At 60.1% G+C, this 16,263-nt stretch carries 7 protein-coding genes; 5 read left to right on the top strand and 2 right to left on the bottom strand.

What is annotated here, in order from left to right:
* Positions 1 to 14 precede the first annotated feature (14 nt).
* Positions 15 to 932 (top strand): ABC transporter substrate-binding protein, encoded by a 918-nt coding sequence (locus tag RE418_RS18820; protein ID WP_021504584.1) that lies wholly within the window; start codon positions 15 to 17, stop codon positions 930 to 932.
* 55 nt (positions 933 to 987) lie between these two features.
* Here RE418_RS18820 and RE418_RS18825 read toward each other — a convergent pair whose 3' ends face one another.
* Positions 988 to 2,766 carry a sigma-54-dependent Fis family transcriptional regulator gene (locus RE418_RS18825; protein WP_089180894.1) on the bottom strand — a complete coding sequence of 593 codons (1,779 nt, stop codon included), beginning with the start codon at positions 2,764 to 2,766 and terminating at the stop codon, positions 988 to 990.
* 276 nt (positions 2,767 to 3,042) lie between these two features.
* On the opposite strand from RE418_RS18825, the gene RE418_RS18830 reads away from it, so the two are divergent.
* A complete protein-coding gene (locus tag RE418_RS18830; protein WP_025302811.1) occupies positions 3,043 to 4,563 on the top strand; it encodes an aldehyde dehydrogenase family protein in 1,521 nt (506 codons plus the stop codon).
* A 52-nt stretch (positions 4,564 to 4,615) separates the two neighbouring features.
* On the opposite strand, the gene adhP is transcribed toward RE418_RS18830, so the two are convergent.
* Positions 4,616 to 5,632: an alcohol dehydrogenase AdhP gene (gene adhP / locus RE418_RS18835; protein WP_004928541.1), complete on the bottom strand. Its 1,017-nt coding sequence runs from the start codon at positions 5,630 to 5,632 to the stop codon at positions 4,616 to 4,618.
* Between the two features lie 556 nt (positions 5,633 to 6,188).
* Here adhP and RE418_RS18840 point away from each other — a divergent pair.
* The 3 genes from RE418_RS18840 (at position 6,189) to RE418_RS18850 (ending at position 16,243) form a co-directional block, all read left to right on the top strand.
* Positions 6,189 to 6,398 carry a hypothetical protein gene (locus tag RE418_RS18840; protein WP_049207659.1) on the top strand — a complete coding sequence of 70 codons (210 nt, stop codon included), beginning with the start codon at positions 6,189 to 6,191 and terminating at the stop codon, positions 6,396 to 6,398.
* 355 nt (positions 6,399 to 6,753) lie between these two features.
* Positions 6,754 to 14,700, top strand: coding sequence for an RHS repeat domain-containing protein (locus RE418_RS18845; RefSeq protein ID WP_399675439.1), 7,947 nt, complete (start codon positions 6,754 to 6,756; stop codon positions 14,698 to 14,700).
* A 58-nt stretch (positions 14,701 to 14,758) separates the two neighbouring features.
* On the top strand, positions 14,759 to 16,243 hold the full coding sequence (locus RE418_RS18850; RefSeq protein ID WP_025302808.1) for a Ca2+-dependent phosphoinositide-specific phospholipase C: 1,485 nt from the start codon (positions 14,759 to 14,761) through the stop codon (positions 16,241 to 16,243).
* The last annotated feature ends 20 nt before the right edge of the window (positions 16,244 to 16,263 follow it).

Consider the following 16,263-nt stretch of genomic DNA (forward strand, 5'->3'; position numbering starts at 1 on the left):
AGGTAATTAACATAATGATATATAGCAAAAAGATGATAGTGATTGCGGCGCTGCTGAGTTTTTCCGCCGCCGCCGCACCGGGCGTGGATCTCGTCGCTAACGAAACGCCGATCCACACGGTGAAGAGCGCCGAAGCCGTGGCCAAAATCCCCGCCGGCTTCCGGTTCGTGGAACCCGGCACGCTGACGGTGGCCATTTCCCTGCTGGGCAGCGGCCCGCCGTTCGGCCTGTACGCCCGAGACAATAAAACGGTGATCGGCAGCGAGGCGGACATCGCACGCCTGGTGGCCGACGGCTTGGGGTTGAAACTCAAACTGGTGCCCACGTCGTGGGAAGACTGGCCGCTGGGGGTGGCCTCCGGCAAATATGACGCCGCGGTTTACAACATCACCGTGACCAACGAACGCAAGACCAAATTCGATTTCGCCACCTATCGGCAGGATACGCTGGGCTTCTACGTCAAGTCCGACAGTAAAATCACCCAGATCAAAACGGCGCCGGATATCGCCGGTAAAAAAATCATCGTCGATTCCGGCACCAATCAGGAAGCGGTGCTGCTGGCCTGGGACAAGGAGAACCGCGCCAAGGGATTAGCGCCGCTGCAGCCGGTGTACGTCACCGATAAGGCCGCCTCCACGTTGGCCATTCAGTCTGGCCGCGCCGACGCCACCTTCGGGCCCAACGTCTCCGGCGCTTATCAGGCGCGGCTGACCGGCAAAACCCGGCTGGTGGGCATTGTGCCCGGCGGCTGGCCGAAGACCGCCAACATCGCCGTCACACTGAAGAAAGGCAACGGTCTGGTGGACGCGGTGCAGGCTTCGCTCAACAGCGCCATCGCCAACGGCAGCTATCTGCAGGTGCTGGATCGCTGGGCGGAAAGCGACGAGAAGATTGCCCATTCGGAGATTAACCCGCCGGGGCTGGGGGACTAGAGCATGAACCGGCCCCGCATCGAGGGGCCGGTTATTGATGAGCAATCATGACGTTTCATTCCGCCACCGCTTTCTGCCTCCCCAACTTGCGGTACAGCGTGCTGCGCGAAACGCCCAGCGCCTTCGCCGCCCGGCTGAGATTGCCGCCCGCCCTGTCGATCGCCGTCTGCAGATCCGCCTGGCCGGTATCGGCGTTCTCCTGGCGCGGCGCCAGCACCGCGATGGACTGAGGCAGATCGTCCAGGGTGAGCACCGCATGATCGTCCGCCAATGCCAGCAGCACCTTGAGCGTACTCAACAGCTGCCGCACGTTGCCGGGCCATGGATAGCGCACCAGCATCGCCAGCGCCTCCGGCAACAGGCGAATGTCACGCCGATCGCCGCCCAGCTCTCGCCACAACTGCAAAATGAAGGTCTCCAGCTGCGCCCGCTCTCTGAGCGGCGGGATGCACAGGCTGTATTCCTGTATGCGGTACAGCAAATCCTCACGAAACGCCCCGGCCTCTACCTGCCGATGCAGATCGTGGTGCGTGGCGCAGACCAGCGCGAAATCGACCGGATAAGCGCTGCGGCTACCGAGCGGCGTGACCGTTTTTTCCTGTAACACCCGCAGCAGGCGCGTTTGCAGGCCCGCCGGCATGTCGCCGATTTCATCGAGGAACAGCACGCCGCCGTCCGCCTCGCGGATCTTGCCGATATACCCTTTCGGGTTGGCGCCGGTAAACGCCCCCGGCGCATAGCCGAACAGTTCGGATTCGATCAGCGGCTCAGGCAGAGCCGCGCAGTTGATCGCCACGAAGTTGCCGTTGCGCCAGCGGCTCTGTTGAAACAAGCGTCGGCTGAAATGCTCTTTACCGCAGCCGGTTTCGCCGGTCACGCACAGCGAAAGGCCGGCGTTGAGAATGCGTAGCGCCTTCTGATGCTGTTCGTCATGCCGTTCCGCCGGCGGCGGAACCGAACGCAGGGCGCTAACGCGGCGCTGCGGCGCCTCGAGCAGCGAATAATAATGCCGTTGATTGCCGGCCAGCGTCTGGTGCGGTGCGCCGGAGGGCTGTCGCAGCAGGTCGGGAAACAGCTGGGCAAACTCAACCGAGCCTAATGCGGCCGGTGAAAGCCGGAACTCCAGCATCGCCAGCCGATTGGCGGCGACCAGCACTTCGTCGTGAAACACCAGCAGCAGCTCCTGCGCGCTGCCCAGGCTCCCGGCGTTGGCGTGCAGGCGCAGCGTCCAGTGACGGTCGGCGATCGCGCTTCTGACCCAGCGGTGTTCGATATGCCGCACCGCCTGCATGATCAGGCGCTGTGCATCACGGTACGGGCGCTGCGCGGGGGCGGAGAGATCCAGTATGCCGGCAATGCGGCCATCCGGCCGATAGATCGGTGCGGCAGTGCAGTTCAAACCGGCATTTTGGTTGAGGAAATGCTGGTCGCCGCGGACCTCGCAGAACGCGCCGAGTGCCAGCGCGGTGCCGATGGCATTGGTACCCCGATCCGCTTCGCCCCACTGGTTGCCCGGCGCCAGCGCAAAGCGCGACGCCTTGTGCAGAAAGTCGGTATTGCCGCGGGTTTCCAGCACCAGTCCGTCGGCGTCGGCGATCACCACGATGGCGGGCTGGCGCGTAATTTGCGCGCCCAGCTGCTCGATCAGCGGCTGTACCCGTTGCGGCACCCAGTCATTGCGGCTGCGTAGCTCTTCGAGTAATCCGGCTTTGATAAAAGGGATATGTTGATCGGCGCGCGTCAGGCCGTAGCCCCGGCTGCGCTGCCAGGATTCCGCCAGCGGGCGGGTCAACAAACTGGCGCCCTCGGTGGGCAAGCGGTCATCAGGCAACATGCGTTTCTCCCCCCGTTTACGAGTGTTGCAAATATGTATCACAGATGTGTATCAGGCGTTGCGACACGGAACACAAAAACCCATCGCCAGCGGCGGTACCGCATGATTCGTCACGTCATATCAATTTTTAACGCGTTAATAAATAAGATCTTTTAACGATCATCTTCGCCATTCATCAATCTGGCACGGGCCGTGCTTCTCCGTGCTGCGGCGACATGCCGCACTCACAGGCGCAGCCCAATAGCGCCGGTTATCATCTGCAGAGAGGTGCTTCACATGAAATATGTCCACCCCGGTTTGCCTGGCTCGCTGGTTTCGTTCCGCAAACGCTATGGCAACTACATTGGCGGTAAATTCGTCGAACCGGTATCCGGCAACTACTTCACCAACACCTCGCCGGTGACCGGCCAGCCGATCGCCGAATTCCCACGTTCCGACGCCAAAGACATCGAACTGGCGCTCGACGCGGCGCATGCGGCGGCGGACGCCTGGGGCAAAACCAGCGTGCAAGAACGCGCCAACGTGCTGCTGGCGATCGCCGATCGCATCGAGTCGCGGCTGGAGATGCTGGCGCTGACCGAAACCTGGGACAACGGCAAACCGATCCGCGAAACCCTGAATGCCGATTTGCCGCTGGCGGTCGACCATTTCCGCTACTTCGCCGGCTGCCTGCGCGCGCAGGAAGGCACTGCGGCGGAGATCGACCAAAATACCGTGGCCTACCATATCTATGAACCGCTGGGCGTAGTCGGTCAGATCATACCGTGGAACTTCCCGCTGCTGATGGCCGCCTGGAAACTGGCGCCGGCGCTGGCGGGCGGTAACTGCGTGGTGCTGAAACCGGCGGAACAGACGCCGCTCGGCATCAGCGTGCTGATGGAAGAGATCGGCGATCTGCTGCCGCCGGGGGTGCTCAACGTGGTGCAAGGCTTCGGCGCCGAGGCCGGCGAAGCGCTGGCGCGCAGCAAACGCATCGAAAAAATCGCCTTCACCGGCTCCACGCCGGTCGGCCGCCACATCCTCGCCTGTGCGGCGGAGAACATCATCCCCAGCACCGTCGAGCTGGGCGGCAAATCGCCGAACATTTATTTTGAAGACATCATGCAGGCGGAGCCGGCGTTTATCGACAAGGCGGTTGAGGGGCTGGTGCTGGGCTTCTTCAATCAGGGGGAGGTGTGCACCTGCCCTTCACGCGCGTTGATCCAGGAATCCATCTACCCGCAGTTTATGGAGAAAGTGCTGGCACGCATCGCCACCATCCGCCAGGGCGATCCCTTCGACACCGAGACCATGATCGGTGCCCAGGCGTCAAAACAGCAGTATGACAAGATCCTGTCGTACATCGACATCGCTAAAAACGAGGGGGGCAAAATCGTTGCGGGCGGCGAACCCGCTCAGCGCGGCGACGAAGTGCAAAACGGTTTCTACCTGCAGCCGACGCTGATTACCGGCAACAACAGTATGCGTTTCTTCCGTGAGGAAATCTTCGGGCCGGTGATTGGCGTCACCACCTTCAAGGATGAGGCCGAAGCTCTAGCGTTGGCCAACGACACCGAGTTCGGACTGGGCGCCGGGCTCTGGACCCGCGACATCAACCGCGCCTACCGCATGGGACGCGCGATCAAGGCCGGGCGCGTGTGGACCAACTGCTACCACCTGTACCCGGCGCACGCCGCGTTCGGCGGCTACAAGAACTCCGGTATCGGGCGCGAAACCCACAAGGCGGCGTTGTCGCACTATCAACAGGTGAAAAATCTGCTGGTCAGCTACGACGCCAAACCGCTGGGCCTGTTCTGAGCCGGGCATAGCGACAAGAAGGCCACCCGCGGGTGGCCTTTTTTAGCGATGCTTATTTCGCCATGCCGAGATCGATCACCATGCGACCGCGAATGGTGCCCGCCTTCATCTCGTCGAAGATGGCGTTGATATCGCCCAATGGCCGTTTGGTCACTTTCGGCGTCACTTTGCCTTCGGCAGCGAACTGGAACGCCTCTTTCAGATCTTCGCGTGTGCCGACCAGCGACCCCACCACCTGAATGCCGTCCAGCACCAGGCGCGGAATGCTCAGATCCATGCTCTCCGGCGGCAGCCCCACGGCCACCACTTTACCGCCGGCGCGCACCGCATTGACCGCCGAGTTGAAGGCGGCTTTCGCCACCGCCGTCACCACCGCCGCGTGAGCGCCGCCGGTTTGCTGCTGAATGATCTCCTCCGCATTTTGCGTTTTGGAGTTGATGGTCAGATCGGCGCCAATCTGTTTGGCGAACTCCAACTGGCCGTCGTTGACGTCGATGGCAATCACTTTGGCGTTAAACACGTTTTTGGCGTACTGCAACGCCAGGTTGCCCAGCCCGCCCAGGCCATAGATGGCGATCCACTGCCCCGGCTTGATATCGGAAATTTTCACCGCCTTGTAGGTGGTGACCCCGGCGCAGGTGATACTGCTGGCGGCGAAAGAATCGAGCCCGTCCGGCACTTTCACCGCGTAGTCCGCCACCACGATGCACTCTTCCGCCATGCCGCCGTCAACGCTGTAGCCGGCATTTTTCACCGAGCGGCACAGGGTTTCGTTGCCGCTGACGCAATATTCGCAATGGCCGCAACCCTGGTAAAACCAGGCGACGCTAGCGCGGTCACCCACTTTTAACGAGGTAACGCCCTCACCGACGGCGGAGACCACGCCGATACCCTCATGTCCCAACGTAATGCCCGGCACCTCGCCGAAATCGCCGTTTTTCACGTGCAAGTCGGTGTGGCACACCCCGCAACACTCCATTTTTAACGCCGCCTCGCCGTGCTTCAGCGGGCGCAGCACTTTATCCTGAATGTCTACGGTATGGTTTTTCGTCACTACGGCAGCTTTCATGCTGTATTCCTCCAGCCGGATTATAAAAACGGTCTTGATCACGGTCGTTACTGTCACCCAGGGCGACAATTCACATTCTCTTTTTCCGCTAAACGGTTAGCTTTAAAATATAGCAGAGAAATTTTTTTTATTGAATTAATTGCACGGCATTGCAGAAGCATGAGTGCCATTCACTTAACACAATAAAAACAACGCTCTCTAATTAATGTAACATCACCTGTCACAGAAATACCCTTAGTTCAATAACGACTGAATAAGATTATAATTAACACGCTTAATATCATTGATAAAAAAGTTATTTTATTTATCATCATGATTTTGAAATGGTTTAATTTTATTTATACTTGCATTGACAGAATCAATTACCTCCCCTAGTTTTAACTATGCTGTTTATCTCTGATAAGACTTTTCTTCACCTTCTATTTTTCATCGCCGCTATTTTTAGCGGCGCTACCCACAGCTGTCTAAAAATTCGAGGTTATATATGTCGACGACACAATTTAAAGTTATTAGCGTCAGTTCCGGCTCCACTCAAAGTTTGGATTTTGGTTCACGGGTGATTAATGCTTCCGTCGCCGTTCAGGGGTTTAACGTTTCTTACGGCAACACCGACCACCACCTGAAAACAATCGACGTCTCCAGCGCGATCGCCGGCCTCAGCGGCAGCAGTGTCACGGTGTCCGCCACCTGCTTTATGGAGGACAAATCCAACAATAAAACCTCAGGTACGGTAAGAGTGCTGGTGATCGCCGAATGCGAATCCTGAGACGTTGAGCGGCCGCTGGCCCGCCGTTTGGGCGCAGAGGCGCATCGCCTGGCTTTCAATCGCCCCTGGCGATTGAAAGCCATTTTGTTTCCCTGCGCTTTATCGATGAGGGTATTTAAAAATGAGTGACAAAACCAACGGTCAGATCCCGCCAGTACGGCCAAGCCAATTCGAAAGCAATGAAAAAAACATATTCGAAGACAGCGTCAATCTGTTTCGCGGCGATGTGAATTTATCGCTTGATTTGGTTGCGTTAACCGGAAGGAATCAACTCGACGTCAAAGTCACTGCATTTTATGGCAGCAACATCAAAAATGAAATTTATCAATCAAATGTTAGCGCACCAACCGGAATTATGGGATTAGGCTGGCAATTGCCTTTCGAACGCATTGAAGTCGATCACCGGGATAATGCAACACCCGGTGACAACCTTTATCGAATTTATACCAACAACGCCTCATCAGAATTAATTCGCGCGCCCAACGATTGGCTGAGAGCGAAATTACCAATCGCCGCCACCACCGCGCTCAATAGCGGCAAAGTGGACACCGAAATCCAATCCGCTTTCATCGCCGCCGGCCTGCAGTTGGGTTGCCATGCTCAGGTCGTCACGCGGTTCGACGATCGACAATGGGAAATTATCGACCCAGTCTATCAGCGCACCTTCAACGTGCTGCGCCAGGACGCCGAACTCGCCGTCTTCTCCGGCGGTGAAGCGTTTGAGTGCTTCCACTATGATTTCAGCAAGGTCCTGTATTATCCGCAGTTCGAACGCTGGGAGCTGGTCAAGGACAACGGGGTCAGCTACTTCTACGGCGGCAACGCGCAGGATGATCAGAGCATTCAATGGAAAGTGCGCTGGGGCAACTGGTCGGGACAATCCGCTTTGACCCACTCTCCCCAGGGCGATGCCTTGCAGTCTCGCTTTGCGGCAATCTGGAATCTGGCGCAGGTGGAAAGCCTGTGGGGCGATCGGATCGCCTTCCGTTACGAGGCCGTTGAACAGCCGGTTGGCGAACGAGGCTTAAGTTTTACCAAAGCCTGCTACCTGACGCGCATCACCGACATGTTCGATCGCACCGTCGATTTTGGCTATCAGGAGAAGCGGTACGACACGCAGTCGCCCGCAGGCCCACGGGAATACCTGTCTCCGCATTGGGATACCCCCTACAGCAAGGCCCCCGCCAACGCCGCTTCAGCCTATCAGGATCGCTACGAAACGCGCTATCTGGACAACATCGTCGTCAAAAACTCGCAGGGCACATTGCTCTATGCGGTGCAGCTGAGCTATGACACGCAGAGTAATTTCAGCGGTTACCCGCAAAGCGATCCGCTTTACGGTGATACCGTCAAACGCACGCTCACCGGCGTCCAGCGGCGCTATGCGGAAAATTGTGCGCTGCCGCAGATGCAGTTCAGCTACTGGCCGGCGGGTACGGTCAATGCCGGCGCGCTCAGTGGCGCCGTCACGCCGGACGGTGCGAAAATCGCCTACCGGTATAAGCAACAAACGCTGCCGCTGTGCGATCGCCAGCGGCAGATCGTCAGTCCCTGGCCGCGCAGCGCCAAACCGCGCGTATGGTTCGGCGGCGATTACGCGGTCTGCCTGTGGCTTAACGAGTCGAGCGACCAAATCCACGTCACGTTTTACACCTGGCTTGGGCGCTGGCAATGCTGGGCTCCCGAGCAGCAAACGATCAAGGCCGCTTTCGACATCAACAGTGTCAACGTCGTCACTGCCGGTGATTTCGCCTGCCTGACCTATGCCACCCCGCAGAGCGGCAAATCCTATGCGCATGTCTATCACAAGGATAACCGCAAATGGGGCGAGTGGTTCGACAGCGCGCCAATCGCCGCCAACACCACCCAACTGCAGCTGGCCGCCGGCGACAACTTTTTTGTGGTCTGCGACAAGGATCAACGGACGCTGCTGCGCTACACCTGGGATAACTTCACCAAACGGTGGGCGATCGCCGATAGGTCTGGCGATCTCAACGCCACCGCCCGCCCCTACATCGCGGCGGCCAACGGCTATTACGCCGTCCTGGATTATGCCCCCCTCACCGGCGGCGAACACCGTAATCGGCTGGCGCTTTATTATCAGGATAGCCAAGAACAATGGCGAAACGGCGCCTCACTCCCGCTGGTGTTCACCCTCGGCGGCGATGCGTCGGCCACCCGTTTCGGTTTTGCCGCCGGCGCCTCGTTTATCGCGCTGACCTACACCACGCAGGAGGTTTCGCTCAGCGTTGATTACACCGTCAAGGTCATCGGATGGGACGCGGCATTCGGCGCCATGACCAGCACTGACTTTCCCTGCCGCCTGCCGAAAAGCGCGCCGTCGCAAACCCTCACCATTCCGTTCCTGGCAAAATTCGTCAACAACGCCATGATTGCGTCCGGCCCCTATCTGCTGCGCTATAACGGCGCAGACTGGCTGCGTAACGACAGCCTGCTGTTACGCAGTACCTGCAGCGATCAGGACATCAACTGGTTCGCCTACGGCGCCGATTACGCAATCGCCGTCAGCAACCGCGAATTCGCGGCTCAGGCGCGCATGGTAGCCTACGATCCCAACCGGCAAATCACCGCCTGGAACGATGCGGCGCGCGATCTCTATACCCGTGACGATCCGACTTCGGAAAGAAAAAGACACTACTTCCCGACGGCAGGCGCGGATATCGCCACCATGGGCAACCGCGTCTATCACCGCGGTTCCTGGTGCAATTGGTTGGACGCGGCAGCCGGATATGCCGAAGTGCCCTACGCGATAGACAGCACCACCATGATCAATCAGGGACCGCGCTTTATCTCTTATCTGAACCTGGACGGCACGGCAGCCAAAAACACCACCGTGAAAACCTTCCGCAATCAGGCCTTCGCCGGCGATGACACGCTCACGCAACGTTATTTCACGCAGATTGGCGTCTCCGGCATGGTCAAACCCAATATCAACGGCCAATATCCCGCCGGCCTGTCCGCGTTCGTTACCTATCTACCGCTGAACAAAGACTTCGATAATGCGGAAAGCCTGACGCTGAATCGCTACCTCGACAACACGCTGCAAGGCGCACTGGTGGATTACTGCGTCGACACGGTCAGCATCGATGACGGCTACGCCGTCAGCACCACCTGCTACGTGTTCGACATTGCGACAGCGACCTGCGACCCTACCGGCGCGGTCTTCAAGTACTACAAGAGTGCCAGCTATCCCGGCAGCGAGAGCATGTCCGCGCCGCGCTTCGGCTATCGCGAGAACTATTACTTCAATGGCCTGACGCGCCAGGATCCGCAGGTCGGCGAGCGAGTTCGCGCTGCAGATCAAGCGTCATCCGGGCTGTTGGACGGCCAATTGATCGAGCAAAAGGTGTTTGACGCCGACGGCAATCTGTTGGTTCACGAACAAAAAAACCTGATGGCCTTCACCTCCGTAGCGATCGACGGCGTCGAGCGACCGCTGTTCGGCGGTTATACGCGCTGCATCGCCGACAACAGCCTTAATGATGGCCTGGCGATACGTACCGATTATCGCTATGACTCACGCTTCGGCAAATTGATCCGCGAGCGCTTTGACAATGTGACCGCCACCGGAGAAACGCAGGGCGTTGCCAAACTCTACGGCTATGCGTTCGAAGCCTATCCCTGGTTCTTACTGAAAAATGCGATCGACGCGCCCTTCAGCCAATTCGACGCAGCGGGGAGCGCGGCGCTGGGAGAGGCGCTGCCAATCTACGCCGGCAGTCTGCAACGCTACGGCGCTCTGCAACGGCAACAGCCGCTTGCCGATGAAGCTGCGCCGACAGTGTGGGCCGCCACGCAAGCCTATGTGCTGCAAGCCGCGATTGGCGCCCAGCCCCCCAGCCCGCCGGCGCTGGCAAGCGATCCGGGTGACGCGTGGTTGCCGGTAGGCACGATACTGGCCAGAACATTCTATGGTGCGATCCTCTCCCAGAAAAACAGCGAAAGCCAGGTCGAAAGCACGCTGTGGGACAACAACCAGATCCTGCCGGTGGCGGCGTTCGTCAGCGGCGCGGCGGATGAGTGCGATTTCATCGGTTTCGAACCCTATCAACACAGCACCGATCCCTGGCGGCTCGACGGCGATACGGCGATCGTCGACGACGACGCCTATGTCGGCAGCCGCAGCCTCAAACTCGGCGTCGGTGCGACCCTGACCCGAACGGCGCCGCTGCGGCAAACGCAGCCGGTCGTTGTCTCCGCCTGGATCAAAACCTCGCCCGGTTTCAACGCGGCGCCCGGTGCGGCAAACTTGATCAGCCGTAGTGGCAACGCCGCGCCGCACACCACGCCGATCGTCCCCACGGCAGAAGGCGCTTGGGTTTACTGGCAAAGCGTCATCCCCTATAGCGGCGATCCGGAGCGTCCGCTCGCGCTCGCCTTCGACAACCAAAAAACGGTCGGCTATGTGCTGTTCAACACCGTCAGCGTCACGCCGTTGGCCAGCAAGATGGAGGCCCGCTGCTACGATCCGCTGTATCTGGATGAGATCGCCGTTATGGGTAACAACGCCGATGTCCTGCGCTGCGGCTACGATCCGCTGCGGCAAAAGTTCGTTGAGACCGGGCCACAAGGCGAAAGCAAGAAAGGCGTGGTGAACTATGCGCCACGCAGTTGGCACGATACGCTGCCATTCAGCTACCCGCAGCACGATCCCGCCAGCAGCTGCGAAATTCTGGCCGCCGACGGCGGGCAATACGAAACCTTCACGCAGGGCGAACAAACCTGGACGCACTGGCGGCGCGACGACGACAGCGCCTGGCGTCTCAGCCAGGGCCGGCTACTGCATTGCGGTACGACGCTCAACCGCCTGCGTTGGTTGGCCACCGCCGGCCGCTACGCGGTGGGCTTCACCCTTTCGTCGCCGGCGACGCAGAACCTCGCCTTCGGCCTGACGATCGGCGACAGTCTGAGCGCCCAGTGGGACGCCATTGCGGGATGGCGGCTGACGCTGGCGGGCAACACCTACACTGACGACGCGACCAACGGCTGCCTGCCCACCTCGGTGCTGCTGGTACCGGGCGACGATGCCGTTCTGTTATATGCCGACGGTCGTCAGGTTTTCGCCCTTCAGACCGATGCGAGGATCGACGGTGAATTCAGCCTGCAGGCACAGGGGGAAATCTATTTTGCCAATGCGGTTACCTTCCGCTCGCCACAGCTGGCCATCACGTATAAAAACGCCAACCGGCAGGAAACGCAGCATCAGGTGCTGAACGAAGGACGATGCCTGGTGCGTGAAACGCTGTACGACGCGCTGGGCAATACGGTTGCCGAAACCAAGATCGCCGCCTTTGAACGCACGTTGTTCGGCTACCGGGCGGCCTTTGTCCGCACACTGGACGCCGCAAACGGCGTGATGACCGGTGAAGTGAGTGATTATTACCCGCAGGACGAAGGTTACCCCTATAGCGGCACCCGTTATGAGGCTTCCTCGCTGAAACGCCCGGTGGCCAAAGGCATGCCAGGCAAAATCTTCGCCATTACCGGCGACAACCCGCATATTACACGGTTCATTTACGCCGTCACCGATCACACGCAGGTGGCAGGTATCGCCTGTCGCCCTGGAGAATTGCGGGTGAGCGCCCTGTACGATGCCGATGGCACCGGCGTGCTGTCACTCAACGATCGCCGTGGCCAGACGCTGAGCAAGCAGACCGAGGCCGGCGGCGTTGTTCGCGACGCTGTCCAACAGATCTTCGACGCGGCGGGCAATATCGTGCAGGTTCGCCACCCGTCGTCTTCCCCGGCGGATGACGCCTTCATCAGCCACAATCGCTACAACTTCCTGTGTCAGCTCGCTGCACGCGTCACGCCGGATGCCGGAGAAACGACGTATATCTACGATCCTGCCGGACGTCTGCGTTTCAGCTCAACGCCGCTGAGCCGCGCGAAAGACCGCGTGTTGTATAAAAAATATGACGTTCTGGGGCGCCTGAGCGAGGATGGCGAAGTGGCGCAAGCCTGGGGTGACGGTTCGGCGCTGCAGGCGATCGCCGATAACGATCCGCACTACCCGCACCATGATGACTGGCAAACGCAAAACGTCTATGACGGCGAAGGCGACGAGCCGACTCTGCGCGGCCGCCTGTGGAAAATGTACCGTCGCGCCGCTGACGGACTCTGCGTCGAAAACTGCTATGGCTACGATACGGGAGGCAATGCGACCCTGTCGCAACTGCGTCTGCCGGACGCTGGCGATTACATCACGGGCTATGCCTACGACAACCTCGGCAACGTCATCCGCATCGATTATCCCGCCGGCGCGCCGCTCGCCAGCGTGGCCTATCGCTATAACGACATGGGACAAACCGCCGCCATCGGCACGCCGGACGATCCGGAGAAGTTCGTTCGCTACCGTTACCATGCCGACGGCAGCCTGGCTGAAGAGCAGTTGAATTCACAGGGGGGGCGGGCGCTGCGACGCACCATGAGTTATAACTCTCCCGGCTGGTTGAATGAAATCAACAACCACTATGCCGACGGCGCACCGCTGTTGAAACATCGCTTCAGCTACACCGACGGCGGCTACGAGGGCGCCGGTTACTTCAACGGCAATATCGCCGGCGTAGTGCACGACAATGCGGTCAGGCCCGAAAACAGCTTCGCTTATCGCTATCGCTACGATCCGCGCGGCCAATTGACGGTCGCCGAGCACAGCGTCAATTCCGCTTACAGCCTCGGCGTCGGCGCGCCGCTGACCTTCGACGCCGGCGGCAACATCCTCCGGCTGCAACAGGGAGACACCCTCTTCAGCTACGAGTATCAGCCGAACAGCGGCAAAGTCGCCGCCGTGCTCGCCAATGACGCGGTCGCGCAGCGTTACGAGTATGACGTCGTCGGTAACGTCACGCTCTCCGCCAGTCGCGGTATTCAGCGTATCGATTACAACCCACTGAATAATCTTCCGTTAACGATCGCACTGGATGACGGCCGCCAGCTTGCGCTGTGCTACAACGGCATCAATCAGCGGGTGCAAAAGCGGTTCGCCGACGGCAGCAAACTCGCTTACGTACACGGCCTGAGCGACGCGCCGCTGATGGAGTTCGGCGCTCGTACGACGCAATATCTCTATGGCGTCGGCGGATTGCTGCTGCTCATCGACGGTGGTGAGGCCCAGTACGTGCTGAAGGATCAGCAAGGTTCGATCCGTGCCGTAGTGGCGGAAAACGGTCAGGTCAACGCATTGCTCGACTACATGCCCTTCGGCCAATCGTTGCCGACTGGCGTCGGCACGTCCTCGTTACTGCGCTATCGCTACACCGGCCAGGAGTTGGACGAAGATTTGGGACTCTATAACTATCGGGCGCGCTTCTACGATCCGCAATTGGGGCGCTTTTACTCCTGCGATCCTAGATTCCAGTATGGCGGCCCTTACGTCTACTGCGGCAACAACCCGGTTAATCAGACCGACCCTTCCGGTGAGATCGCCCCAATCATTATCATCTTGCTGATCGGGGCCGCCGTCGGCGCCGTGCTGGGCGGCGGGGTCGCCCTGTACAGCGGCTATCAGTCCGGATTGCGCGGTGGCGCGCTAGCCGGTTATGTATTCGCCGGCGCAGGGATAGGAGCCCTCGCCGGGGCTCTGTCCGCCGCCGGCGGAGTCGGCGCCTTTGCCGCAGGGTCGGCAGCGGCGGCGGCAGCTTCCACCACCGCCGGCGGCATTGCGGCGGGCCTGGCGGCCGGCGCAGGGGTCGGAGCCACCGTAGGCGCGGCAGTAGGTGCGGCTCAGGGAGTGAGCCAATTCTTCATCAACGACGCCTTTGGCGTCGCCAACAGCGGCAGTTGGCAACAGTCGCTGCTGAAAGGCGCCGTTACCGGTGCCGTCGGCGGCGCGATCAGTGGCGGCGCCGCAGGGGTTGGCGGTGCGGCCGCCTTCCAGCAGGCTGCGCGTTTCGCCGAGCTGACCGGCGGCAACGGCTGGGCCTTCAGCCCGACCTCGCTCACCCAGGTCAGCAACGCCTACAACGCTTTCGGTAGCCTGGGCATCGTGCCGTTGCCAGCCTTCGTCAGCCGCATCCCCAACTACAACCTGCCACTGGTCGGGGGAATGCAAAGTTTCGTCCTGGGGAAATTCAGCCTGCCAACTTTCAGCAGTCTCGGCGGTGCGGTGGCCAAGCAGGCCGTCTCGCCGCTGCTGCCGAGCGGCGGTGGCACGGCGACAGGAACCCCGCCGACGGCCTTCTATGGACAACAGGCCTACAGCCCGGCGATGACCGGCAGCATCGGGCTGCAAACGGCGCTGGTATTGGATCCCGCCGGCTGGAGCAACGGCAAAGCATAACCCACGCAGGGTGCGGGACTGCGCGTCCCGTCCCTGCGTCTTGATGAGAGGCAACGTCATGAATGATGCAACGATTCGCTACCATCAGGTGCGGCAAAAGAGCACCCACAACTCGTATCAACGCACGGAAAGCTACCCGGCTCAGGCGCTGTACTGGCGCATCCGTTCCCTTGAGATCGATATCCACAACAGTAATAACGCCGCCGGTTGGCCGCAGTTAAACGGCAACTGGTACGTTTATCATCTGGCGGTCATCGATCAGGTCAGCTCAGTCAACACCTTGGCGGATGCACTGGACGCGCTGTTGGCGTTTCATCGCGCGGTGCCGCAGCACGAAGTCGTCACCCTGTGGCTGGATTTGAAAGACGACTTCAACGCCGCCCGAGATCAAACACCCGAATCGCTCGATCGTTTGTTGGCCGAGCGCCTGGGGCGCGAACACATTTGGGGACCACCCGATCTGATCGGCGACTGCACCGATCTGCAAGCAGCGATCGCCGCCTATGGGTGGCCGTCGCTCGACACCCTGCGCGGCAAGTTCATTGTTGGCTGCACCACCGGCGATCTCGCCTCGCCGAATTCGGTGCTCAATCAGTATGTGCAAAACGGCGCCACCGCCAATCAACGGCTGGCGTTCGTCACGCCGGAAATCACCCAGGCGCAACAAATCGACCAACACGCCTGCGCCGTGATGTTCAACCTCTCGGCCGCCCACACCGCCCTGGCGAACGCGGTGTTTACCGCCGGCTTTGTCGGCCGCGCCTACGGCCTGAACGACGCAAACAGTTGGGCTACCGGCTGGAACAGTCGCGCGCACCATCTGGCCACCAACAAGGTTAACGCCGATTGGGACGGGTGGGCGCGCACCGATCTGCCGATGACCGGCTATCCGTTTACCGGCATCGACGTCACGCTACCGCCGGATCTGACCGAATCCGGTGCACTCTGCGCCATCAAGGTCGACTCCGGCGATATCTGGAATAAACGCGACAGCGGCTATTTTCGTTTCGATCGTGCCACTATCGGTGCCGAACGCACGCTCAGCGCCTTCGTCACCAACCCGCAGTCACATACCGACGGCTTTATCAAAGGCGGAGTGATGGCGCGGGCCACGACCGCCGATGACGCCGCCTATATCGCAATATTTCAAACCGCTGCTCACGAAATCCGCATGCAGTACCGGCGGGATAACGGCGCCGGTACGGAAAAAATCGATGCCCGTCTGCCAAATGGCGTCAACGGCAAGCCCGTCGTCAGCAGCAATACGCCGATATGGCTGAAGCTGACGGTTCGGGGCGATGGCCACCAGGCACAAGGCAGTTATTCAATCGACGGCCTGATCTGGCACGCCGTAGGGGAGATCGGCGTCAGCCAAACGCTGCCGCTGCAAGGCTGGGCGGCCTCTTCACACGGCGCCGGCTCCGTAAAATGGCTGTTCGGCGGCGCAAAGGCGCCGACAGAGAGCACCGTCTTCGGCAACTCGGCCACCGGCGAATTCATCGCCGACAGCGCCCCTGCCGCGAGCCTCGGCCCCTACCGTTAGGAAAATTGACAACGGCGGTG

Origin of the sequence: Serratia sp. szju, from assembly GCF_044594185.1 — a bacterium.
Lineage (GTDB): Bacteria > Pseudomonadota > Gammaproteobacteria > Enterobacterales > Enterobacteriaceae > Serratia > Serratia bockelmannii.

Excerpts from the sequence above, each read along its gene's own strand:
- RE418_RS18820 (WP_021504584.1), top strand. The coding sequence starts at position 15 with ATGATATATAGCAAAAAGATGATAGTGATTGCGGCGCTGCTGAGTTTT.
- RE418_RS18825 (WP_089180894.1), bottom strand. The coding sequence starts at position 2,766 with ATGTTGCCTGATGACCGCTTGCCCACCGAGGGCGCCAGTTTGTTGACC.
- RE418_RS18830 (WP_025302811.1), top strand. The coding sequence starts at position 3,043 with ATGAAATATGTCCACCCCGGTTTGCCTGGCTCGCTGGTTTCGTTCCGC.
- adhP (WP_004928541.1), bottom strand. The coding sequence starts at position 5,632 with ATGAAAGCTGCCGTAGTGACGAAAAACCATACCGTAGACATTCAGGAT.
- RE418_RS18845 (WP_399675439.1), top strand. The coding sequence starts at position 6,754 with ATGGGATTAGGCTGGCAATTGCCTTTCGAACGCATTGAAGTCGATCAC.
- RE418_RS18850 (WP_025302808.1), top strand. The coding sequence starts at position 14,759 with ATGAATGATGCAACGATTCGCTACCATCAGGTGCGGCAAAAGAGCACC.